Source organism: Halolamina salina (assembly GCF_054653455.1).
The window spans coordinates 1-23,314 of the sequence record NZ_BAAIGE010000004.1 but is presented as its reverse complement, the minus strand read 5'-3'; the positions used below and the strand labels follow the sequence as shown (position 1 = coordinate 23,314).

At 53.7% G+C, this 23,314-nt stretch carries 22 protein-coding genes; 9 read left to right on the top strand and 13 right to left on the bottom strand.

Going from position 1 to position 23,314, the window contains the following annotated elements; all coding sequences use genetic code 11:
* Nucleotides 1-22: 22 nt before the first annotated feature.
* Nucleotides 23-937, top strand: a complete 915-nt coding sequence (locus ACYQZ5_RS14460; RefSeq protein ID WP_379730320.1) for a metallophosphoesterase — start codon at nucleotides 23-25, stop codon at nucleotides 935-937.
* Between the two features lie 3 nt (nucleotides 938-940).
* Here the strand turns inward: ACYQZ5_RS14460 and ACYQZ5_RS14455 are convergent, their stop codons facing one another.
* From ACYQZ5_RS14455 to ACYQZ5_RS14445, 3 genes are read right to left on the bottom strand one after another with little or no spacing between them, the layout of a single operon-like run.
* Entirely contained in the window at nucleotides 941-2,191 is a 1,251-nt protein-coding gene (locus tag ACYQZ5_RS14455; RefSeq protein ID WP_459076958.1) for a DUF6414 family protein, read from the bottom strand.
* Complete coding sequence (locus ACYQZ5_RS14450) at nucleotides 2,188-3,408, bottom strand: ATP-binding protein (RefSeq protein ID WP_379730318.1); 1,221 nt, start codon at nucleotides 3,406-3,408, stop codon at nucleotides 2,188-2,190. Before ACYQZ5_RS14450 ends, ACYQZ5_RS14455 begins: the two co-directional genes overlap by 4 nt.
* A 54-nt stretch (nucleotides 3,409-3,462) precedes the next feature.
* Nucleotides 3,463-4,692, bottom strand: a complete 1,230-nt coding sequence (locus ACYQZ5_RS14445; RefSeq protein WP_379730317.1) for a site-specific integrase — start codon at nucleotides 4,690-4,692, stop codon at nucleotides 3,463-3,465.
* A 318-nt stretch (nucleotides 4,693-5,010) separates the two neighbouring features.
* Between ACYQZ5_RS14445 and ACYQZ5_RS14440 the strand changes: the two genes are divergently transcribed.
* From ACYQZ5_RS14440 to ACYQZ5_RS14430, 3 genes are all read left to right on the top strand, one after another.
* Nucleotides 5,011-6,216: a potassium channel family protein gene (locus ACYQZ5_RS14440; RefSeq protein ID WP_379730316.1), complete on the top strand. Its 1,206-nt coding sequence runs from the start codon at nucleotides 5,011-5,013 to the stop codon at nucleotides 6,214-6,216.
* Between the two features lie 2 nt (nucleotides 6,217-6,218).
* The gene (locus tag ACYQZ5_RS14435) at nucleotides 6,219-6,779 is read left to right on the top strand and encodes a magnesium transporter (RefSeq protein ID WP_379730315.1); all 561 of its coding nucleotides are present in this window, start codon (nucleotides 6,219-6,221) and stop codon (nucleotides 6,777-6,779) included.
* 97 nt (nucleotides 6,780-6,876) lie between these two features.
* Nucleotides 6,877-7,446 (top strand): magnesium transporter, encoded by a 570-nt coding sequence (locus ACYQZ5_RS14430; protein ID WP_379730314.1) that lies wholly within the window; start codon nucleotides 6,877-6,879, stop codon nucleotides 7,444-7,446.
* A 52-nt stretch (nucleotides 7,447-7,498) separates the two neighbouring features.
* On the opposite strand, the gene corA is transcribed toward ACYQZ5_RS14430, so the two are convergent.
* From corA to ACYQZ5_RS14415, 3 genes are all read right to left on the bottom strand, one after another.
* Nucleotides 7,499-8,485: a magnesium/cobalt transporter CorA gene (gene corA / locus ACYQZ5_RS14425; RefSeq protein ID WP_379730313.1), complete on the bottom strand. Its 987-nt coding sequence runs from the start codon at nucleotides 8,483-8,485 to the stop codon at nucleotides 7,499-7,501.
* Between the two features lie 343 nt (nucleotides 8,486-8,828).
* Nucleotides 8,829-9,236 (bottom strand): DUF8160 family protein, encoded by a 408-nt coding sequence (locus ACYQZ5_RS14420; protein ID WP_379730312.1) that lies wholly within the window; start codon nucleotides 9,234-9,236, stop codon nucleotides 8,829-8,831.
* On the bottom strand, nucleotides 9,233-10,051 hold the full coding sequence (locus ACYQZ5_RS14415) for a ParA family protein (protein ID WP_137711726.1): 819 nt from the start codon (nucleotides 10,049-10,051) through the stop codon (nucleotides 9,233-9,235). The genes ACYQZ5_RS14420 and ACYQZ5_RS14415 overlap by 4 nt, the downstream gene beginning before the upstream one ends.
* 422 nt (nucleotides 10,052-10,473) lie before the next feature.
* Between ACYQZ5_RS14415 and ACYQZ5_RS14410 the strand changes: the two genes are divergently transcribed.
* Both ACYQZ5_RS14410 and ACYQZ5_RS14405 read left to right on the top strand, forming a co-directional pair.
* The gene (locus ACYQZ5_RS14410) at nucleotides 10,474-11,148 is read left to right on the top strand and encodes a helix-turn-helix domain-containing protein (RefSeq protein WP_379730351.1); all 675 of its coding nucleotides are present in this window, start codon (nucleotides 10,474-10,476) and stop codon (nucleotides 11,146-11,148) included.
* A complete protein-coding gene (locus ACYQZ5_RS14405; RefSeq protein WP_379730311.1) occupies nucleotides 11,145-11,840 on the top strand; it encodes a nucleotidyltransferase family protein in 696 nt (231 codons plus the stop codon). The genes ACYQZ5_RS14410 and ACYQZ5_RS14405 overlap by 4 nt, the downstream gene beginning before the upstream one ends.
* Before the next feature lie 84 nt (nucleotides 11,841-11,924).
* On the opposite strand, the gene ACYQZ5_RS14400 is transcribed toward ACYQZ5_RS14405, so the two are convergent.
* The 5 genes from ACYQZ5_RS14400 to ACYQZ5_RS14380 all read right to left on the bottom strand — a co-directional run bounded on the left by ACYQZ5_RS14400 (nucleotide 11,925) and on the right by ACYQZ5_RS14380 (nucleotide 15,147).
* Nucleotides 11,925-12,197: a hypothetical protein gene (locus ACYQZ5_RS14400; RefSeq protein ID WP_379730310.1), complete on the bottom strand. Its 273-nt coding sequence runs from the start codon at nucleotides 12,195-12,197 to the stop codon at nucleotides 11,925-11,927.
* A gap of 157 nt (nucleotides 12,198-12,354) precedes the next feature.
* Nucleotides 12,355-12,789 carry a TRAM domain-containing protein gene (locus tag ACYQZ5_RS14395; RefSeq protein WP_379730309.1) on the bottom strand — a complete coding sequence of 145 codons (435 nt, stop codon included), beginning with the start codon at nucleotides 12,787-12,789 and terminating at the stop codon, nucleotides 12,355-12,357.
* A 57-nt stretch (nucleotides 12,790-12,846) separates the two neighbouring features.
* Complete coding sequence (locus ACYQZ5_RS14390) at nucleotides 12,847-13,413, bottom strand: hypothetical protein (RefSeq protein ID WP_379730308.1); 567 nt, start codon at nucleotides 13,411-13,413, stop codon at nucleotides 12,847-12,849.
* 91 nt (nucleotides 13,414-13,504) lie between these two features.
* Nucleotides 13,505-14,182 (bottom strand): hypothetical protein, encoded by a 678-nt coding sequence (locus tag ACYQZ5_RS14385; RefSeq protein ID WP_379730307.1) that lies wholly within the window; start codon nucleotides 14,180-14,182, stop codon nucleotides 13,505-13,507.
* A 116-nt stretch (nucleotides 14,183-14,298) separates the two neighbouring features.
* Nucleotides 14,299-15,147: a hypothetical protein gene (locus tag ACYQZ5_RS14380; protein WP_379730306.1), complete on the bottom strand. Its 849-nt coding sequence runs from the start codon at nucleotides 15,145-15,147 to the stop codon at nucleotides 14,299-14,301.
* A gap of 112 nt (nucleotides 15,148-15,259) precedes the next feature.
* On the opposite strand from ACYQZ5_RS14380, the gene ACYQZ5_RS14375 reads away from it, so the two are divergent.
* Both ACYQZ5_RS14375 and ACYQZ5_RS14370 read left to right on the top strand, forming a co-directional pair.
* On the top strand, nucleotides 15,260-16,684 hold the full coding sequence (locus ACYQZ5_RS14375; protein WP_379730305.1) for a hypothetical protein: 1,425 nt from the start codon (nucleotides 15,260-15,262) through the stop codon (nucleotides 16,682-16,684).
* Nucleotides 16,681-18,099 carry an argonaute/piwi family protein gene (locus ACYQZ5_RS14370; RefSeq protein WP_379730304.1) on the top strand — a complete coding sequence of 473 codons (1,419 nt, stop codon included), beginning with the start codon at nucleotides 16,681-16,683 and terminating at the stop codon, nucleotides 18,097-18,099. The genes ACYQZ5_RS14375 and ACYQZ5_RS14370 overlap by 4 nt, the downstream gene beginning before the upstream one ends.
* 17 nt (nucleotides 18,100-18,116) lie before the next feature.
* Here ACYQZ5_RS14370 and ACYQZ5_RS14365 read toward each other — a convergent pair whose 3' ends face one another.
* The gene (locus tag ACYQZ5_RS14365; protein WP_379730303.1) at nucleotides 18,117-18,680 is read right to left on the bottom strand and encodes a hypothetical protein; all 564 of its coding nucleotides are present in this window, start codon (nucleotides 18,678-18,680) and stop codon (nucleotides 18,117-18,119) included.
* A gap of 95 nt (nucleotides 18,681-18,775) precedes the next feature.
* Here ACYQZ5_RS14365 and ACYQZ5_RS14360 point away from each other — a divergent pair, with 95 nt between their 5' ends.
* A complete protein-coding gene (locus ACYQZ5_RS14360; RefSeq protein ID WP_379730302.1) occupies nucleotides 18,776-19,447 on the top strand; it encodes a tyrosine-type recombinase/integrase in 672 nt (223 codons plus the stop codon).
* 49 nt (nucleotides 19,448-19,496) lie between these two features.
* On the opposite strand, the gene ACYQZ5_RS14355 is transcribed toward ACYQZ5_RS14360, so the two are convergent.
* On the bottom strand, nucleotides 19,497-23,150 hold the full coding sequence (locus ACYQZ5_RS14355; RefSeq protein WP_379730301.1) for an Eco57I restriction-modification methylase domain-containing protein: 3,654 nt from the start codon (nucleotides 23,148-23,150) through the stop codon (nucleotides 19,497-19,499).
* Nucleotides 23,151-23,314: the final 164 nt, after the last annotated feature.

The following is a 23,314-nucleotide window of genomic DNA, read 5'->3' as shown; positions in this document are numbered from 1 at the left end:
TAGCTGCGTATCACGTCCAAGTATGACCCATCAGCGGATTCTCGCCTGTGGCGACAATCACGGGGATACAGAATCACTCGAGAAACTTGTCGAGGCCACCGACGGTGAGGAATTCGACTTCATCATCCACACAGGCGACATCACGAACGCCTACAAGACTGACCTCGAGACAGGGGTGGATCAACTCCAGGCTGTGGAACCGTATTTCGAGACATTAGCGGAACGCGGAACTCTTGTCTACATCTATGGAAACAGAGATAAGGAACGGGCCTTCGGCGGATCACCGACACACGTCTCAGAAGAATACGAACTGAGTGTCGGTCATCGTCTCCAGGCTGGCGGTGAACTAACGGTCGATGGACAGCGGTTTACAGCGGACCCAGCCGATGCTGGCCCCGAAGATATCCTCCTCACTCACGGCATCTCTCAGGAGGCATTCTTCCAATCCTCGGCAAATGCCTACTTTTGCGGTGATACACACCGAGCACGGCAGTTCAAAACCGCACTCAATACCGGATATCTACACAACGACAAGGGGTTCAACGGCGCCTACTTCACCGCCACCCTCGACGACGATGAATGGGAGGCAGCCGTTCACGGACTCGACGAACAGTGGAAGGGATTTGTCTGCCCGGATCACCAGTGGTACGGCCGGCAGTTCACTCCTGAAAAGTTCGGCTGCGGCCTCTGTAAATTCGGCCCTGGTCGTCAATTCAGTTCGATCGCTTTCATTGCATTCGAGAAGGCAACATCTGAAGAGGAAGAGACCGCAAGCATCGACGACCTCGTCGTCGCAGCTCGTGATGGAGTCGTTGATGACGAAACGTTTGCTGACCAGTTTCGTTCATATCTCGAGGAGCTTGCCAACGTCGATCGACCGCATCCAACTGACCCGCTTAAGCCCGCAGAGAGCCCTGAAAGTCTCAAACGACAATAAGGATTACCAGTAGACTCCAATCACGTTGGCCTCCAGGTGAGCGGTGAAATCACGGTCAGAATCGGCGGATTGTGAATGGGTTGCTTGTTGGCGAAAGTCCGACCGTAAGGAAGCAGAATCCTCCGAAAATTCATCCTCTGAATGAATTTCTGTGAATGAATCGTAGGCCTGTTTCAGGAGTTCTACCTCTTGTTCGACAGCAACCGTTGCGTCCGGTGAGTATGCATCCGCTGCGTGCTCGACAACCTCATCTAACTGGTCGGCCTGTATCGAACTCTCCGCTCTCTCACCGAGGAATTCAATGAACTCGTGGAGCTTCTGTTCGTCAAATCCCGTGTTTTCAGTGGTAGCCTCAACTTGTGCTTCAAATCGATCCATCGCTGCTTGTAGTTCAGATTCCAAATCATCGTTAAAATTCTCCGCCAGATCCGACGAAATGCTCTCCAAGACCCGAATCAGCTTCATCGGGTACCAATCTGGCCTAATGGACTCCACCCGACAAAATATCCGGAATTGCTTGTTCGAGGCCAACGTCTGGATTGGTTCAGTCCAGAGTTCAGTTTCGTCAAGCAATGCTACGACATTGAATGCATCTCCCTCAGAACTCTCAGAGATCCGTCCGTCTTCGTCTATAGATAGCCCATCTACCTCGATCTCTATTGGAATCTTATTCCCGAGACTCTCCTCAATAAGCTGCATCTCTCCTTCCGATATATCCGCTTCATCCGGGGCTGCCGTGTCTATATACTCTATTGCCCGGAACACTCTATACAACGGATGCAGTCGGATAGTACCCCTAAACTCCAATACTTCACCCCGATCTAGGGTAGATAACTCAAGCCCGTCTTGGAGGTCGTACGCTCCATCAGCAGTCAATGAGATCTGAGGATTGATGTCCTCGTGCTCGTACAGGCGTGTGAACTTCGATTGAATGAGATCGAATGAATAGACGTTCTCCGTCTCATTCCCCTGTTGCGTAGTTCGATTTGTTCCAACACCAGCATTCACAGGTCCTGAACCAGCACCCACGCTTGCGGAATTCTGTTTTGTGTCGACGTTGGTCTCTCGGTCTGTTTGTTCAGCTGCCACTCGACCAGAGTCCGTCGAAGCGAGGAGACTCCTCACACTTCGCTGGTCAATATAGACGAACTCGCGGAGCTGTGGGAATTGTTTACCCTCATCTTCGGATGGTTCACCCGATACCTTCCCGAAACGCCAAAATCGCCAGTAGTTCCGGATATTAGAAAAATTCATTCTTGAGCCTCCTGCCGCCGTGCCGCGCCAATTCGCAAGTGTTCCATTCTGACCGCCTCCTCACCATCTTGAAGTGCGAGGTACTTTGCCTGGTCAACGACCGCAGCTAAGTCTGCTCCAGTAAACTCCTCCGTCTGCTCAGCGACGACCGTGAGATTGACATCATCTGCGATAGGGGTATCGCCGAGACTAATCTGAAGAATCGCTTCCCGTGCCTCACGATCAGGTTTAGAGAACTCCAGCTGGCTATCAAATCGACCTGGTCGAAGAATCGCCTGGTCGATTTCATCAACAAGATTCGTTGCTCCAATTACGATGATATCCCCTCGCTCATCAAATCCATCCAATTCTGAGAGGAGTTGAGCAACAATACGGCGTTCTGTCTCATCCGCCTGCCCACGTGATGGCGCCATACTATCCAGTTCGTCAAAAAAGACGATACTGGGATTTCCCGAGGCCTCCGCTGCTCGTTCTGCTTCTTGGAAGACATCTCGAATTTGCCGCTCAGTTTCACCGTAGTACTTGCTGACGAGTTCCGGGCCGTCGACGATGAAGAGATCACCGTCGACGTGATTTGTGACAGCCTTGGCTGTTCGAGTTTTTCCAGTCCCTGCTGGCCCATAGAATAGCAGTCCTTGAGAAAGAGTCACATCCAGCGTCTCCCGTAACTCCTCGTTTTCAGTGTCGAGAGGCTGTATAATCTGTTCCCGAACGGCGCGCTTGACATGGTCCAAGCCACCAACATCCTCAAGCGTGACGGAGATATCTTCCTCGTACCGCCACTCATAATCGTCATCGCTCGTTTCTGACTCAGGAAGAAGATCGTCAATATCTGGTGGACTATCCGAAAGATGACCATGGTAGGTCATAGCTGCTGTGACTTGAATCGTTTCGCCAGCATTGACGTGGTCAGGAACTCGGGTGACTGTAGAAAGTCCATTATCAGTACGTACGATGGCTGTTCCATCAAAAACGTCTTCAACTACAGCAGGGATATTGCCCGAAGAGAAACCGTTGCGAGAATAGATATCAACTGCCCGGTCCTCATAAGAAGGGCGTTCCTCGATTTTTACGAGATCCCCTAATTCGACCGAGTCATAATCTGTTTCGTGCGGAACGGCGTTTTCTACCAGTACCTCAGTTCCGTTTCGCCGCAATACGACAAGCTCAGTTTCGGAGGGACACTCAGTTACACACCCTGCATAGAAGTCCGGCATTTATGACTTAGTTACCCATTAATCGGCACTCTGCTAAAGCTTGCTGTCGTACCTTTAAACGGAATCAATCTCGTTGAGTGCTTCCGTAGCAACATCACCCAATTCACCGGCTTCAATATGCGAATACCGTTCACGAACCATCTCCTCCGAGTTATCGAGATAGCGAGCCGCAACAGTGTACCCGAACGCGCGGACTAGCACCTCGCCCATTCCACGTCGACCACCGTGGGGCGCGAGATAGTCGTGTTTCGGATGGGCGATGTCGATCTCTGCAGCCTCTGAGAGCCGTTGGAGAATCGACCGTGCGCCGTCCGTCGTGATCGACGGCGGCCGAATGTCCTCATCGAGCGCCAGCAGCAGGTCGCGAGCGTACTCCGCACGGCGTTCAGTGATTGCTTCTGGGCGTTCCCCTCGTTCGGCTAGCTCTTCCCGGACGAGCTCCGCGAGCGTCCGTTGGTCGAACGTCGGAAACACCGGCCAGCGCTCCGTCGGTGGGTCCATCAGCTGACGATAGCTTCGCAGCGGCGAAATCACTGGGTCGGGGAGACTCGCAGCGTCCCATTGCTGTTTCTTCCGGTAGACGTCCATACTCCCGTCGTCGAGTGAGAGATCCTCCCAGCGGACGCCACGCCGTCGCGGATCGTTCGGATCCCGGAGTAGCTCCCCGACGCGGACGGCGGTGTACGCGAGGACGAACACCAGCGCTCGGTCACGAGCGGCTTTCAGCGCCGCGTAGCGCGCTCGCTGCTTGTCGAGGGGGTCAGTATCCTCTGGAAGGGTCGTGTACGTCTCGACGGCGTCGCGGGCCCGTTCGTCGACGTGGCGGGTGAGGGCGTGGCGCTGTTCGGACGTCCAGGCCTGCTGGTCGCCGGGCTTGCGGCCGTCGTCCTCCGGTAACGGCGCCATCGCACTCGCCCGCTGCGCGTAATGCGCCTCGAGATACCCTTCGTTGACACACCACCCACACCAGGCAGAGATATAGCGGTAATAGGTTTGTACCGTGTTCTGCTTGAGTCCCCGATCTCCACCGAGATGTCGGGCGTACTCCCTGAACACGCGTTCGTCGAGATCGTCGAAGGTCGGCTCGCGGTCGACGTCGTCGGAGACGATCCCGGTCCAGTCGTCGGCGCCGCGGTCGCCGGCGGCCCACTCGGCGAACCGCTCGAGTTCGCGGGCTGCGTTACGTCGATAGTTCCCACCGTCGCCGCCGCGGCCTTTCCCCTTGTCTTGGAGGTAGCGCTCGAAGCTGTCGTCGAGCGGCGTCGAAAGCGCTCGGTCAGGCATTCACCGGCCCTCCACCGTCCTGCGGGCCCGGTCTCGGAGCCTCTACCCTGGGGGAAGCGCCGTCGTGAGGCGGTTGCAGCATTCGTGCTTCACCGACAGCGCCGGGGTACTTAAAGGTGGTCGTGATTATTGGCATAATCAGGACCACTCCATAGTATCAATCTATCAGCTGAATTCGAGGAGCTGGGGCCACCTAGCGCCGGATTCCCAGAAAACTGCGGAGTCATATATCTTATTCCGCTATACACAATTTAGCGCTCCGCTGATCGAGACCCCCGATTGTAGGACATTAAGTGAACCCCGGGCTCAAGACGTAGTATGAGCGAGGACGACGGACTCGAGTATGAGCCGGTCAGCGTCAAGGAGGTACTCGGCGAGATGAAGGACATCGCCGAGTTGCTCATCGATCTCTCATATTCGTCGGTCCTCTTCGAAAATCCAGAGCTCGCCGAAGAAGTCCTCGCCCTCGAAGACGAGATGGACCTCCTCCAGTTGCAGGCCAGAATGAGTCTCGTGATGGCTGGCCGCCGTCCTGAGGAAGCGGAAGCTCTCGCCCCCGTGTTCGGAATCGTGGGGGCCGCCGAGAAAATCAGCGATGCTGCAGGCGACATCGCAAAGGTCGTCCTCGAAGACATCGGGCTTCCACCGGCACTCCGTGGAGCACTGCCCGAAGCTGTCGAGACACTCGCGCGAGCGACCGTCAGTGCAGACTCACCATACGCCGACCGAACGCTCGGCGACATCAATCTGGAGACGGAGACGGGCGTCCGCGTGCTCGCACTCAGGCGTGACGACGAATGGATCCTCAATCCGAGCCGTGAGACACGTCTCCAAACCGAAGATGTCCTGTTCTGTCGGGGGGCCGAAGAGGGACTGACACGCGTCTACGAGGCGGTCACCGGCGGGCGGTATACGCCACCCAAGACGGTTGAGCAGCCGATCGAGGATCTCGACCGGGCTGTCGAGACGGTCGCCCTCATGAAGAACATGAGCGAATTGGCCGTCGATCTCGCATATGGGAGCGTCCTCTTCGACAGTCCGGAACTTGCTAAAGAAGTTCGCGAGCTCGAAGTCGAGGTTGATGCACTCCAGTCACGGTTCGAGGTCTGGGCGCTTCGTGCAGCCGAGACGGTCGACGATTCAGTATCCATCCGAGGGCTACTCCATATCGCAACCAGTACAGAGGTCATCAGTGACGCAGCCCTCGAAATCAGCGAAGGCGTGCTTCGTGGCGTCGGAAGTCATCCCGTCGTCGAAGCCGCCGTCCAGGAATCCGACGAGATCATCTATCGAACGACGGTCACGTCTGGCAGTCGCCTCGACGGGACGACGATCAGCGACAGCGAAGTGAAGACACGAACGGGGATGCACATCGTCGCGATCCGCCGAGAATCGGCAGAGGACAATGGACGAACGAAGTACCAGATCTCGCCGCTGCCGGACACGACGCTTCGTGCTGGCGATGTACTCATAACGAAAGGGACGCGCGCAGGAGCTGAGCGACTCTCTGACTGGGCGGCGTGACAATGGTCGAACACTGGTCAATTCGATCAATCACGCGCGCGCTCTTACCGATCCTGCTCGTCCTAACTGTTCTCGAGCTCGTCGGCGGCCTCACGCTGGGATCGTTCGAGGCGACGCTCCTCCAGTACCCGACGCTCCTCGTATTGGTCCCGGTGATGATCGGGACCGCCGGGAATCTCGGCAGTATCTTATCCGCCCGGATGTCCACGGCGTTCCATCTCGGAATGCTCTCGTTCGAGCCGACCGACGACCGACTCCTCGGAAACACGATCACGACTGTGCTACTCGCCGTGAGCGTCTTTCCTGTCGTCGGTGCTGGTGGGTGGGGTATCATCGCAGTGACTGATGACCCCCAGCTGTCAGTCGGGATGGTTGTGACTGTCGCACTCGTGAGTGGACTTATCCTTGCGTGTCTCGCGATTGTGGTGACTGTCGTCGCGACGTACGCGGCCTATCGCTTCGAGCTCGACCCTGACGACGTCGTCATACCCGTCGTCACGAACGTCTGTGACGTCCTAGGCGTGCTCGTTCTCTTCGCCGTCGTGCAACTGCTTGTCCCATGAACCCAATATCGAGCCAACTGAAAGCGAGCAGCTTTTTCAGCCAGATGTCCGTCTATCAATAGAGATCAGTAACTGGACAGTCCTCGAACCAATACGTATGTCTACCCTCTCGGTCGTCAAGAATTCGTATCGAAGCGCGCTCCCGACAGTGCTGGTGAGCGCATTTGGCGGATTACTCGCAGGGACGATACTGGGGGGAATGGACGCCGAACTCAAAGCAGTGCAAGGGTTACTCGTGATGGTACCGGCGTTTCTGGCGATTCGCGGCAGTGTCTACGGATCGCTCGGCTCTCGGTTATCGAGTGCCCTCCACCAGGGGCTGATCGACCCGGTGTTCGAACCGGACGACCGCCTCGTGAACGCTGTCGCCGCTGCCTTGCTCAACGGGCTGGTTGCCAGCGTAGTCGCCGCAGTTCTCACCTACGCCATTCTCACAGCTATTGGGCACGCCGTCGCACAGCTCTGGGTACTCGTCTTCATCGCCTTCGTCGGCGGTGTGCTCGCCGGGCTCGTGTTGACCGCCGTCATCGTCGTCGTGGTGTTCGGGGGATATCGTCGGGGAATGAATCCCGACGACCTCGTCGGGCCAGCAATGACCACCGCTGGCGATATTTTCGGGATGGCGTCGGTGTTCGTTGCAACGAAGCTCGCACTTGCAATCCTGTGATCTCTCCCCGGCTGGTGAGCAGAGTAACGCTACAATTCTGAGAGGGGATGCGTTAGATCCAGTCCTGGCGACGGAAGTGGACGAGCATCATTCCCGCGAGAAGTCCCATTCCGACCATAACTGCTGGATAGCCGTACGTCCAGTAGAGTTCCGGCATGGCAAACGGTGTGTCGGCAAAGTTCATCCCATAGATCCCGACGACGAACGTCAACGGGATGAAGATGGTCGCGACGACAGTGAGAGTCTTCATCACCTCGTTCGTCGACTGAGAGACAGCGTTCAGATAGATGTCCCGAGACCCACCCGTGAGATCACGGTACGTCTCGATCAGATCGACGACCTGAACGAGATGGTCGTAGACGTCCCGGAAGTACTTTTCATTTTCATCGGCAACCTCTGGGATATCACCCCGAGAAAGATACGACATTGCTTCCCGAGCCGGCCAAGCGACCTTCCGGAACGCGAGGAGGTCCCGGCGAACGTCATTCAGGTCTTCGATCATCTGGGGGTTGGGTTCGTCGAGTACACGCTCTTCGATCGCTTCGATGTCGTCTTCAATCTCGTCGAGTAGATCGAAGTAGTCGTCGACGATTGCGTCCATAACTCGATAGGCGAGAAAATCCGTTCCGCGATTCACGAACCGTTGGCCGTTTTTCGTCCACTGCGAATCTGACGGGTCAACAATGTCGATATCCGTCGCCGACATCGTAACAAGCCAGTCCTCACCGATGAAGAATCCGACAGGGTGAGTTCCTACTTCTTTGTGAAACTCGATCTCGTCGCGCTGGCTCAGACGTGCGGTCTTCATCAGGACGAACGTGTGGGTGTCGTACTCCTCTGTTTTCGGCCGCGTCTCGTCGTGAAGCACGTCTTCGACGGCCAGTTGATGAATATCGAAGCGGTCTCGCAGTGCTTTCAGTTCAGTCGGTTCGACGTCTTCCGCGTGAATCCAAGTCTCACCGGCTGCTTCGAGCGCGGTATCGAGATCGTTGTGACGCTCAACGCCGTTATCCGTATACACCATAGCATGAAGGCTCATGTATCTCCCCTCGTGGCGGATCGACGTGCGATTGCGACGAGTGCGATGCCGATCATAAGTACGGTAATTGAAAATGCCCGACCAGGATAGGCGACAAATATCCCTGCGATATACCCGAGAATTCCTACGAGTATCAGGGCGATTCCAGCGATTGTACTTCGATCCATATGAGTGCGGAGTAGTTTCAGGTTAAAAGAGCGTATGGTACGGCGGGGTCGCGAGTTGGAGAGACAATGTGGTGTGTCGATAGAGGACACCAGCGATCCTATGTTCGCTTTGAGTGGGACGTATACATTGAGAATGCCGGTCCTCAACTTGAGTCGCGCCATATTCTGCGCCAAGGTTACCCGTCACCGAGTTCCGAAAGCCGTGCCTGGATTTCCTCAGCATCCGCTTCAGAGAGCGCCTCAACGCCGAACTGGACGAGTAGCGGGTAGAAGTGACGGTTCTTCTTGAACTCGTCCTGGCCTGCCTTTCGGAGTTTCAGCTGAGACTCCAAGTAGGTATCCTCCATCTCGTCGAGAATATCGTCGGGGATGTAGATCGTCCGTCCGTTCCACTCGTCCTTGATGTTCGTATTCGTTTCGCTCGTTTCGTTCGTTTCACTCGTTGAAGTTGATTCGGTCGTTTCGGTCGATGAACTGGTTTCCACCGTTTCACTCACCTCACTCGTTTCGCTGGATTCGACCTCATCGTCCTCCTCTTCGTAGTTGCCCTCGATGCCAGATGCATCGCCCCAGCCGTCAGTCATGCTTCCACCTCCTCAGGCGCAGTCTTCTCAAACGTCTCGTCGAATAGGTCGGCGATCTCGTTGAACAAATCGCGTGCATCCTCAACGCGCTGGTTCTCCTTGCCGAAGCCGAAGACGGATACCCCCTCGCCGATCGACTGGGAGAGGTCGGTCCGCTTCGGAATCTCGAACACTGGGAGGGAGTACGCCGACTTGATCTCCTCGATGGTGTCGCGGTGTTCGGCGTTCTGCTCGACACGGTTACAGACGATGGCGAGCCGATTGATATCTCCGTACGCCTGTTCGAGGGAACTCAGCTGCTTTGCGAAAATCTGGAGGCTGTTGGCGTTGAGCTTCTCGGGAATAACGGGGATGACGACGTTGCCGGTCGCGACCAGGGCGTTGTCGGTGAGGACGTTCAGGGATGGCGGCGTGTCGACGATGATGTAGTCGTAGTCCTTCTCGAGTTCATCGAGAGTCATCTCCAGTCGTTCTCGGCTCTTCGGTGCCTCAAGCAGGGTCTGGATGTTCTTGTTGTTCGCGAGCTTCTCGCTCGCGGGGAGGATGTCAAATTCCTCGTGCTCGACGATAATGTCGTTCACCGACTCCATCTGATCGAAGTCCAGGACGTCGAACAGCGTTGTACGGTCGGTATCGTAGTACAGATCGTTGTAGCCAAGCGAGCAGGTGAGCCCCCCGTGGTAGTCGATATCGACCAGGAGGACGTCGTGGCCTCGGGCAGCGAGTGCGCCGCCAGTATGAATGACGTCGGTTGTCTTCCCCGCGCCTCCCTTCTGATTCGCCACGGTGATTCGTGCGGTGTTGGTGTCGGTCATTTCTTTCGTTTACCTCGTTGTGTTCGTTCAGTTCGTTTTGGTCGTTCTGTTCGTTTGGTTCGGTGAGGGTGTTTCACTCGGTGAGAGGAATACTACGATGTTAAAACCAATTGTTCGTTTCGCTCGTTGAGGCAAACACTATCGTTTCCATCAATGTATTCGTTCTATTCGTTACGTTCGTTTCACTCGTTCTGTTCATCGAGTAGAAGCCGGCCAGCTCATCCTCAACCAGTTCGTTCCTCAGAATGCGTTCAATCCATTCATTTTTCCCGTTCTGTTCGTTTTGCTCGTTGAATTCGTTATAGTCGTTCCGCATGTTTTCAGCGGGGATCTGGACTACCTTCGAAACAAGTGGGGAGATCGTGCTTTACGGCCAGTCGAGTAAGACTTTTAACTGTTACCGGATTATTGGTAACCACCAGATGTATGAGGTGCTCGACGACACGGCGGCACAGACTATCCTCGCCATCGAGAGTGGTGACTCCATCCGCCGTGTCGCCCAACACCTCCACACGCCCTACGAGACAGTGAGACAGGCCGTCAATCGGCTGGAAAACGCAGGCTACGTTTCCTATGACGACGGCCTCACTATAGTCGACGAGCGTGTACACGACGCAGCGCTCGAGCTCGTCGCTGCCAGCGCCGGCGTCAGTCCACCCTCCATCGAGGAAACGTACGTCATCCCACAGTTCAGTGACTGGCCGTTCGCGTTCACGCGGATCGACGCCGTCTACGTGTGGACTCAGGGCGGCTACCAGGTCGGTCGCGAGCCCGACGACTATCCACTGTTCCTCGCTGTTCGTGAGCAGGACGTCGACGCCTGGGAGACATTTTTCGAGTGGTTCGACCTCCCGACCGCATTCGAACGACAGCCCCGAGACGAGTTGGACGGACCGCTGCAGATCGTCCTCGAGCCACACGCGTCACTCGATATCGAGCACGTCGAAGGGTACCCGGTGATCCCGAGAGCAGAGACAATCGAGTATATGCGCGAGAACTACGCCCAGTTCCAGTCGGGGCTGGCGATGCTCGACCGGATGTACGAGGACCTCGACCTCGGCGTCACGTATCGAGAGACCGAACGGGCACAGCTATGAGCTTCAACAACCGAAGTGACGCGCTCATCGAACTGCTCGAGGAGCTCACCCAACAGGGTCACGAGTACGTTCTTGTTGGCGGCTACCCTGTCTCAGCGTTCAATGCTCGCTTCTCCACGGACCTCGATATCGTCGTCGCGCCGGACTCCAAGGCTGACTTCGTCGAGTTCCTCGAACAGCAGGGATTCGAGGAAACGGACAGTCACGCCAAGAAATGGTTCTACGACACTGAGGTGATCGAATACGAAAAGCGGCTTACGCCGCAACAGCCGATCGGCTTCGATCTCCTGGTAAACGGACTCGGATGTCGCCAGACGGAGGCACAGTGGTCGTTCGACTACCTGTACGACCACAGCCACCAACAGGAGGTGAGCGGGGGTACAGTGACGACGGCGGCCAGAGTGATCGAAGGGGCAGTCCTCGTCGCGGCAAAGCTCCATAGCAGCCGTGAAACAGACCTTCGAGATGTCCTAGCAGTCGCAGAAGAAATCGACCTTGACGCTATCACGCCCCACCTGCGGCGAGGGAACGACGATTCGCTACGGGAGCAACTTGAGCGTGGCCTGGAGATCTTAGAGAGCGACGAACTCAAGCACGGATTTCGGAGTGACTTCGGGGCCTCAGCTGTCTCAGAAGAAACGGTCACCGCTCTCCAAGAGTATCTGTCTGCACAGATTGACCACCTGAGCTGAAGCGGTCAGGACCCCCTTGATCGGAAGTGAAGATAGGGCCCTTCAGCGGTGCTTGCAGTCAGTCAAAAAATTGGAGTGGCGGTGTCAGTCGACCGTCGCTAACACACGGACATCCGTAGCTGAGTGTCGTTCCCGTTCAGTACGAGCACCGTGCTCGCGGAGGAACTCATCAATGCGGTCGGCAAGGGCCTCCGCATCCTCCCTACCGACGTGGACGATCAGCGTCGGACGCTCCTCGTCGCTGTTCTCGATCACGAGCGAGATATCCTTGAATTCGCCCGGCTGTCTATACGCCTCGAACTCATCGACGACCTGGTCGGCCAGGTCGTCGAGTACCTCAATCGGTTCCTTTGTCATAGATTGAATATCGGCCTTGGAAGGTTGTGCCATCGCGAACGCGTGAAGAAAGCGTGACGTGACTTTCAGAACCACCTCCATCAGACAAACGCGAACGGAGCCTTCTCACACCGATGGTTTACCGAGAAGAAGACCGATCCACAGAATGGACAATGGGTTAGAGTGCTCGCGGATCGCTATCGACGATGCTCGCAAACGCGACGTTCTCCTGAACTTGTTCGATTTCGACTGTTGGCTCGTCGCCGGGTTGAGCGCCGGGAACGATCACGACGTACCCCCGTTCGACTTTCGCAATACCGTCTCCTTGATCACCGACGGTTTCGATTGTCACGTCGCGCACTTCTCCCTCATCAACAGGAGGACCAGATGAATCGTGGCTCGTGGTCCCCTGAGGGGCGGGATGCCGTGGGCCCTGTGGAGATGTTGATTCAGCTTCGGAGGATGAATCAAGAAGAGCGATGCGGTACGTTTCATCAACAGTCAGCGCCCCATGCTTGATCTCACTCGGAGGAATCTCGATGACGAATGTGCCATCCTCCTCCTTAATTTTCGCAGTGAACAGTGAACACAGGGAGTCTGAGATTTCGACCATAACTGGGTTTGATACTGGATACAATTAATCGGTCTCTTTGAGAAGGAGCGAACTGGATCAGCTGTCCTCAGCTGGTTCTTCCCAAGGAATGTCTCGCTTGTGGACTACAGCGAGCTTCGAGTCGTCATCATCTTCCATTGCACTAAGACCACGCTGGACGAGAGTGTGAACCTGTCCAGCAGACTCCGGGAACGAAAATTGGTCATCCTCCGCATCAGCACGGAGTTCCAGATAATGGAGGTACAGGCTGAACGTCGTATCTGCTCCGATAGGCCACCAAATCGTCCCTATCTGCTCATCTACCTGATTGTCCCAATGCTCTATGAGTTCACGGATATCGTCGACGAGCTCCTCCCCAGAGGTGCGAAGGCGGAGGGAGTATTCCCGATCCCGCTCCATATCTTCGATTATATCCTGAAGGAAAGGCTCAGCCTCCAAGGCGGTAGGTGAGGTCTGATCCGCTTCTAGAAGGTGTTCTAACGCCCGAATTTCTTCACGCCGAGCGGCTACAGCGTAGGCGACGTTGTACGTGTCTTCGGAAAAGATTTCGTGCTGGCTCGGTTGCTGTGCCTGAGGGACCGTATCCCCGGTGGATGAGCTAAATAAGGTCTCAAAGAGTCCCATACGTTTCGTCCGGAGGGCACCTATAAGTACTTCCTGTCAGAATGGACCTCAGTTCCGGCGACAGTGTACCTTCTAACCAGTCGTTGCGTAATCAGAAAATCTCGTGTGAATCCTGACCGACTTGGGAACGAGTATGAAACTCATCCAAAATATAGAGGATTGAAACATCAAATAATGACGTCAGCTGTTGCTGATATCGGACGATGTCTTTCTTATCTCCGGTCACAACACGCTGAAGCACATTGCGTTCTGCAAGCCCTATTGCGTCAAGAAGCCACTGAGAGTCTACTGGAGGAATTCGGGACTCTCGAATTCCGATGTGCTCTTTGACTAGACCGCGAGCGCGCTCCTGATCGTCATAAGTTGACGACATGACGTGGACAGCATCCATTAGTGCGTCTTTCCGCTCCTTTGCGTCATAGAGAACGCGATCTCGAAGATCTTCGACACACCGTTTCGCATTCCGCGGGGTGATTTCGCGCGAGGAGAAGTAGTTCTGGAAGTGCCGAACAAAGTGTGGCTTGGCCTGACTTCGAACCTCAATATTATCGAAGAAAATCTCTAAGATCCTCTCAAAGGAAAGCCCATCGTAGCGCTGTAAATCGATTTCTCGATTGTACATTGGGATATTATCCTCGACATTCTCTTGAAACTCTTCAAGAACGGTCCCGAACACGCCATCGGTATCGTCAGGGTCAACCTGTAGCTGATCGGGGTCGGACACAACTCGAGGCGCTCCTTGTGGACGGCTGCAATACTCGTAGATCACAAACTCACTCGTGAAGAGCGTGTTATGACCGTCTAGGATACGCTCTGCTTCTACGGCCCACCGGTCGTGAGAAAACGTGAGTCCAATAAGGACGTTAGTGTCTACGAAGTATCGAGTCATTGGCCCGGATGGAGATCTTCGTGCGCAATTCCCCGGCGTTCAAGAATCGGAGCAACAAGTTCGTCAGCTGCACTCCGTTCAGATTCGAGTTCAGTCGCTAATCCAGAAAATTTCGCATCAAGGTCTTCCTCTTCGAATTCGTCAAGTTTCTGGATCGCAGAACTCCGGGCCTCCTCAAACGAGGTTATACCGAGGTTCCCACGGACCTCTTCCGGAGACATTCCCTGGGCATGCCGTTGAGCAAGCTCGAGTGCAAAGATACGCCAGAACGTTACATTCACCGTCATCAATCTGGAGGGATCAGGAGAATGCGAATGGAGTTCTCGAGTGACCGCGTTATACCACTTGATTAGTGGTCGATCGTACTCCGGAAATCGGTTGTTTGGAAATGATTCAAAAGTGTCGTGGACGGAGCTGAGTACCGACTCTCTGCTTGGGTCAACCTCAAAGAAATCGTGGTACTCCGTATGTAACGTTCGTATTTTCTTATCTAACTCCCGAAAATCCCGCTGAACCTGATACGGTGCATCATCATACATTAGGTCTGTGAGCCATTCTAATCCATGTTCGTAATATTCAGAGAGAGCCTCTGAGACAACAGAACGTAGGCGATCTTCAAGTCCGGGCTCGTTAATACTCGCTGAGGGGACAGTCGAGGGCGTGGCTGGAGAGACGGTACCAAAGAGATACCAATAATACGGGATCGAGATATCCAGATTTCGCTCGGCAGATTTGACGTCAATACGGTAGAGGAGCTTGTGAAGCGACTTTTTCGGTAACGCATCCGCGGCCCCACGTTCGCGATTGAGGAGACGCAGAGTCGTTCCCAAGTCCTCGCGGTTCATTATCTCCAATATATACCGCTCGGATTATAGAAGTACCGTCGTATCCCAGTAGACTATCCAACGACTGAGGGAAAAGTAATTCACACGAGACTTCCTTGTAACGAGATACAACGTGCCCATCTACAATCTATATAAAGAGCGGGAAGGGACGGCGAGACGCGGGGAGGACTATAAGGAAGTCGTCATCGAGTACATGGAAGGGCTGAATTACATGGTCGAACGGGATTCAGCCTTCCACTCTACGCTTGACGATATTCAGTTTGTGAACAAAGCTACGGGCGATAAAGTGGTAGCTGAGGCAAAAGCGTATTCCACAGGCCTCAGCCCGAATGATTTTAGAGACGAACTCGCCCGGTATTTCCTCGAATACATCAAACAGCCCCAACCCCACCGTTTTGATTTCTATATTTTTACGGAGACACTCTCTAATGACCAGCTCTGGAAAGCCCTATTCGATCGTGATGTCACCGATAATCAGAAACTAGTCGACTTCTACGAAAAACTCAAAGACAGCGTTAACGATGAGGTCGTAGATCGGCTAGATGATACTGATGTAGATGAGTTCCGAGATTTTGCTATTGATACCCATGTTTTCGTAGGTACATACGATGACCTCCGTCAACAAGCTCATCAACTCGAGAAAACAGAACGGTTCCAGTACGAACCATATCTTCATTCGTATGAACCGGTTTCTGAGGAAACAGAATATGCGACGAATCTGTTTCAGGTAACCCGCTACCCAGAGACACTGTACATCATAGAGACGACAGAGGATGCCGAATCTGCTCGAGTCTATAATTACAACAACGAAGCGTTCCCCATCAAGCTTCACGAGCGGAAATTATATTCGCTCGTTCATCCGGACCATCTTCCGGGGTCTACTCGTCATTACATACACGAGGACCGTTTCGAAACACGAGAGTTCGAGGAGTTCCTCCAAACGCGGGCTCAAGAAGAGGAGCGTGAAAATATCGTAAGGTCCCTTCTCAGAGGGATTTTCACTCTCGTTGCAAGAGATAACGATTGTCTCATCGACCGTGAGAAGGGAACAACCGTATACCCGGAACTAGACCGCAGACAGCACGGTACCGAACGAAAACTAGGTCGATCATGGGTTGCAAAGGAGTTAGACTCCTACCCCGATGTCATCCACCGCGGTGTCAAAGTACGAGTACGGCGCTATGCGGGAGAATACCACTACGTTCTGCTACCCACACAGGTTTTCACTTCAGATGGTCGTCGACCTGTAACAGGCGAGCGTAAATCACGGCTCCAAAACGACTTCTCGCCAAATCGTTTCCACGCCCAGAATAGTAAGTACGACCGCCAGCTGCGTGTCTGGGAAGAGTTGCTGATGTCGGATCAGACCCAGCTTGACCGGTTTATGGGTGAAAAGATACCCGTCGTAAAGGAACTCGAAGTAACCAGAGTTGACTCGCTGTCCCTCAATGTCCGCCCGCCCAAAGACGGAGACGAACGTGATGAGCTCATCGAGTCAGCTTCTGATCTCGAAAGCACAGGTGGAATTGAACAATGACGCCTGAAGCTTCCCCGTTCACGCTTCGTCACCTCGAGGAGCCAGAGATTCAGTTTGAAGGAGGTACTGAAACCTCCCCCAAACGAGGCCTTATCAGATATGGTCCCCGGCTCTATGAGGAAGGACACCATACAATCAAACTCGGGATTATCGGCGATCGAGATTCGATCCGCCGGTTGACCGAACTACTTCATGATATGGAGGTCGGGATCCATCCAGGAACAAGTGATAATCCGTGGCAGGTTCCGTATCCCGGCCTAGGTAAGAGTTCCCCGCTCAATCTCTCTATTAATGCAAAAAAGGGCTGGAGACGCCAGATTCGTCGACGAGACATCCAATCTGTTACGAGTAAATCAACCCCCAGAGACCGGATGGAGCGATTCCTGAAGCTAGTGCGGAAAGACATAGAGATAATCGAACGGGATTCCGTTCAGCCGAACGCAATCATCGTCTGTATTCCGCAAGAAGTGATGGACGCGTGTACTCCAGAGAACCAAGACCATGCGCGAATCCAGTCGGAAGGTTCTGACCTGCGAAACCGAATCAAACTGATCGGGATGGAGGCTCGAATCCCCACACAGCTGATTAAGCCATCCACACTTTCGATCCGTACTGACCGACAGCGAGCATCTCGGGCCTGGAATCTCACAGTTGGACTTCTATACAAGTCTCAACGAGGGCATCCCTGGAAAACTCGGCAAATCGAAAATGGGCACTGCTACGCAGGGCTCTCGTTCTACAGAGAGCGAGACGAAGGAGACGATGTAATTCGAGCTGCTCTTGCTCACGTCTTTCACGGACGGGACCATATTATCCTTCAGAGCGATCCGCTCCCGGATATCACCGAAGACGAGAATGGATCTCCCCATCTCTCATATGAGGCGGCTAGACAGGTGGGTGAGCAGATTCTGGAATACTACGAAGCTCAGAAAGGGACCCTTCCCAGCCGGTTTGTCCTACATAAACCATCTGTCTTCTGGGAAGAAGAACGTGAAGGGTTGCTTGATGCCACGGACGGTGTTCGCGATTTAGACCTTGTATGGGTTCGTAGGCGGCCAAAGGTCAGGTTGTTCCCACCTACAGATTATCCCGCCATGCGGGGAACCCTCCTGAGCGTCCCTGATGACGACGTTCACTATCTCTACACATCCGGATATGTCCCGGAAGAGACGACCTATCAGGGGAGTGGAGTACCATCACCGATTGAGATCCGACCTGATGAGATTTGTGAGACACCCTCGTTAGAGATCTGTAAGGAGATTCTCTTTTTCACTAAACTCGATTGGAATACATCGGACTACGCAATTCGGATGCCAGCAACCGTGAGTGTTGCAAAGCGTGTCGGCACGATCCTCTCCGAAGTAGATACTGAGTCCATTTCAGAGGTTCGGCCACAGTATTTCTACTATATGTGAATCGGTGAGTGAGAGGCTTATTCGTCTGAATCAGAGATTGAATCTAGCTGATAACCAGCAGACCGCAGAAATTCGCGGATATGCTCAATCTCCTGCTTCTCCTCAGGGGAACTCGTCCCGAGTAGTTCTTCAATTACCTGCTCTCCATCTTCACAGAGAGTAATTGATTCATTGAAGGAAGTATCCTCGAGTGGGTCTCGTCGCTCATCAATAAGGATCGGCTGCCACCCGCCCTGGTACTGGTATCGATAGAGAGTGATCGTGCGGACGGTATCATCGTCGACGAAGAAGCTCGTTTGTTCGCGCTGTGGAGCAATAGTGAGTTTCCCACTATCAATCCCCTCAGACAAAGAGTCGAACTCGTGAAACTCGGCAGGAACAGGGCCGTCGACGACGTGGGTAATGACTCCTGGCCAAGTGAATCCGCAAATCTGCTCGAAGAAGTTCACCGAATGACTCTCACCGGATTCGAAGACCAATAGGAGATCTCCGAGTTGTACTTCAGTTTCGTCAACTCGGATGTGGGAAGAGTAAGGATAAGCATCACCGTCGTCAAGAACTTCGATGTCGGGCTTAGACATATCCCAGAGTTGAGGGTCTAGTGGTATGTCGCTTTATACTCCTTGGCACTCGGAGAAGATACGGATTATCATAGTATCGACAGACATCGACAGGTATGGTAGCCACACGAGAAAGAGCTCTTAGCGAACGCGAGTTCGAACTATTGTTAGAAGGGGCTGGGCGGATAACAGATACGCAAAGACGTCTTGAAACACGAGTCGCTATCCTCCTTGGGGGACGTCTGGGACTTCGACCAGGAGAGACGACGCACCTGTCTACTTCGTGGATTGACCTGGAGCGTCAGATGATTCAAATTCCCACACACGAAGATTGTACAAAGGGACGTGACGGCGGTATCTGCGGCTACTGTCGACAAGCGGTGAAACAACGGATGGACCATAATCCCAAGAAGGATTTCCAGAGTTTTGCGGATCGCTATTGGCTCCCGAAAACAGAGGCCGCGTCTCGAACAGTTCCGTACCATTTCTCGTATCGAGTCCGAATCGCGATCGAATTACTACTTAACGAACATGGCGGTTGGCCATATTCGTTCTCGACCTTACAGCGACGGCTGGAGACTGCGCTTGAACTGTCTCCAGAACTGTCCAACGACGCAACCTCGTTACACGGACTACGTGCAACAGCAGCGTCGTACCATGCAGGAAGAGGCTTGGATCTCCCCGCACTCCGAGCAATGTTCGGTTGGGAGGACATCACGACTGCACGTCAATATCTGAATGTCGATGGAGCGATGACCCGGCGAGCGCTGGACAGTATTCATCAGTAAAGCTGAACCCACTGATGTCCGGAAACCAGGCGTAGCGCTAATTCAGTAGTTATTCCATCGGCCCTACGTCCCCAAGATGAGTGTATTTCTCAGCAACCTTCTCGAAGTACGCTTCTGTCATAATTCGAGGATTAGACACCCGATGGAAGTCATCAAGGACGAACTGCATTTCCTCTTCATCCAGCCCATATGCGTGGAACACGGCCGCGTCGACTTCGGCTTGTAGTTCACGCCGAGTCTCCATATCCGTCGCCGGCTCAATCCCGCCGAGTCGCTCACGCATCTCAGCAAACTCCTCACCATAACAGTTGAGCTTCGCCGCTCGATCAGCGATGTAGTGGAACCAGTCGTCGCCGTCAGTGAGACGAGGAGCCTGTGACTCCTCAAACTTGTACTTCGAGGCGTGGGAATCAACCTTTGTCCGCATCAAGAAATCGAACGGGATACTGTTGATCAGCCCAAGTGCGACGAAAAGCTCCTTATCAGAGAAAATACGGTCGTAAGCACTGTGCATCGGGAATTCCGAAAGATCATCCTGGGTAGGGTTTGCCTCGAATGGCCGAACCGTGTACAGCGTATGGACGACGACTCCACCCGGTGGGATTACAGTCGCAATGAGCGTCCGTTCGTCGGTTGCACGAGCGACCTCACGGAGCACAAGCCGGTACTCAGAACTATGGAGACGGACGTCCTCCAAAGAAAGTTCGGGGCGGTCGAATTCCTCTGTTAGCAACCGATTGACGAAACGCTTCTGGGAACTTGTCGGGAGATGGCGGAACTCAGGATCATCAGCGAACTTGTTGAAGATAGCCTTCTTGAGGCTGATCGCATCGTCCCGGGCACGGAAGTTCTTCTCTCGAACGCGACGCTTCGCGCTCAGCTCCTCGTTATCCTCATCGACACTCCACAAAGAGATTGGTTCAAGGTCGTCGACGTAGGTCGACTCATAACAGAATTGGTGGATGTTCTTTCCCTGATAGACCGGATAATCCCCTTTGGATTCGTCTTCGATGAATCTATCCCGATCTCGTCCCCGATCCAGTTCCTTGTACAGGACCGTACGCCAAGCACCTTCAATTTCAGTCGCCAATGGAGGTGTCTGGAGAATTTTATCCAGCACTGAGACCTCCCGCTGTTCCTCGATGTTGGGGAAAATTCGAGCTCCGGGAGAATACTCTTTGAGGATGCGCGCTGGAATTTCTAGAGCTACATCGTCAATCGACCGAAGAGCGTCAACGGAAGTCTGATGAAAGATTCCGTGGACAGTATCAGTGCTTCCCTCTGTTCGGAACGTGACGATACCGAAGTTATACCGAGTGTCTATGTCGGAGAAGATGCCTCGGTTTTCAAATCCGATGATACTCTGAATCTCAGACTCTTCCAAGGCATGTACTCGCAAATCCTTCCCAGCTGCGGCGTTAAAGAACGGACCAGGAAGTAGCTGAGAAACGTAACCACCATCTCTGACGATATCATAGACTCGCTCGAAAAACAGTAGAGATAGGTCGTTCGTCCGTGCAACCTGTTGTCCTTCCACGCTTGGCGTTTGGTACTGATATTCTCCACTCTTGTTGATATAGGTCGCTTGCCGTTCCTTGTCGCGCTGGAACTTCTCCCATTCGGCAGCGATTTCAGGGATCTCTAAGAGCTCCTCTACCTTCTTATCCTTTTCACCTGGCGGGCGGCTACGAAACTCAGTATCGTACTTTGGGAAGAAGTCCGTCCGGTATGGCTTCAGCTCATCCCACGGTGGGTTTCCAATGATGACATCAAAGCCGCCTTCGCGATAGACTGTCGCGAACTCGAGCACCCAATGAAACGGTGAGAACTCCTCTAATTCCTCAAGAGAAAATTCCTCGTCGACAAATTCGTTGAACTGATCGCGAATCTTCTCATTAAGCTCCTCGCTGTGGGTGTCGATTTTTCGCTCAGCCATTTTACGAGCATTCTGCGCTTCACGGGCTGAATCCGCAGCTCGATGGCGGTCCTGTTCCCGAATGACATCTTCATAGAGATCTTTGACTGCAGTTCCGACACCCCAATTCGAGAGTGACGCGTCGCCGGCATCCTCCCGTGCGACTTCTTGGAGCTCTGTGAACCCGATTAGCGAGTTACCCTGACGGATGTTGAAATCAATATTCGGGAGTGGTTCGACCTCGTTCGGTTCGTCCTCGATATCAGCGACCATCGACAGCCACAAGCGTAGTTTGCAGATCTCAACTGCTCCGTCCTCGATATCGACCCCATAGAGATTGTTAAGGATGATAGATCGCTTTGCGAAAAGTGACATCCCCCCGTGCCCCTCTTCGATGCCCTCCAATTCTTCACGACTCCGACTCTCTAGCTCCCAGCCTTGCCCTTCAGCTTCGAGCCGCTGGAAATACTCAATGCATTGCATGTATAGGTCCATCAGCACCTCCTGTGCGGCGAGCAGGAAGGCGCCACTTCCTACGGCGGGATCGAGAATGTGTGCTTCCTTCAGAATGTCGTGGTAGAGAATCTCCACATGGCTGGTCTGGACATTTTCCGTTGGAACTTGCTGAGTTATGGTTCCGCCATCGGCAACAGCTTCTGCGCTACTATCTGCCTCGGGCACGGGGAATCCGAACACATTGTCGATCTCGTCGTAGTCTGCGTCCACAGCCTCGTTGAGTTGATCGAGCAGATATGGATGGATCGTCCGGCGAGCCATGAACCCCGTGATCTCTTCCGGTGTGTAGTACGCCCCCATCTCCTTCTGATTGACCGTTTGCTCGAAGATGTGGCCCAAGATCGCTGGGGAGAGGTTCTTGGGATCGACGATGTCGAGTCGTTCGTCTACGTTCCAGTTCCAGTCGGAGAGGAAGTCGAGGATATCGTCGAAGAGCTCGTTCGTTTCCTCGGCAGGGCCACCTAACTTTGCGTCCTGGAACTCCTCTTCGACAGGATTCCTTGCGAACAAGCCACCGTTCAGGTACGGAAGACTGCCGAAGTCAGGGTTCTGCTTGTCTTCTGCGAGGTATTCGAAGAAGAGCGGTTCGTAGAACTCCTCATAGTGGTCACCACCCTCGTCAACAACTTCATTCGGCTGTTCGTGAAGGTAGTTCGGATTCCGATCAAGGAGGCGCTTTTCTTGGATGAAGTATAGGAAGATCATCCGATCAAGAATGACCTGCACATATCGTTGCTTCGCATCACCACGATCGTCGGGAATGCCCGTGACCTCTTGAATGAGATCTGTCCGGAGTTCCTCGAACTGCTCATAGAACTCCTTGACGACCTGTTGCGTGTCGTAGAGCGTATCGTATATCGCAGCAGAGGAACCGTACTCGATCGAGTTCAGTTTCTGGAGAATAGTGTTCTTCTCTCCGCTGTCCCGCGTGAACTGCTCCTTCGAGAACGAAATCTTTTGATGCTTAATTCGACCGTGCTGCTGCCCCTCCCAGCTTCGGACTCGCGTAATGAAGGTGAAGGTCTCGAAATCGTTGGTGGCAACGAGGTTGGTGTGCCGTGAGCGATTTTCCGGTTTGAAGTCTGTGGCAGTCTCACCGGGACCAGCATTGACAATGACGATGAATTCGTCATCATCAAGCTGGACTACGAGTTCGTTATCGCCCCCTAGTTTCGGGCGTGGTTTGAGCCCGCGTTTTTCAAAGGTGTTAGCTATATTCTGTAAAGAGTCCCAGCCCGCGATATCGGATGCGGTGATCTGCTGGAGAGTCATACCACCTGAAAGTTGCTTTACTCATATGAAAATGATGGATACGAGGGTGACTTTCGACTGTACTGGTCAATACACTTGTTGAATAGAGTGTGAGAAGCAGCTCGCATTTCACTAGCATTCGTAGATCAAGTCGAAAATAGCCAATAGCGAGACGCTCAGTTGAT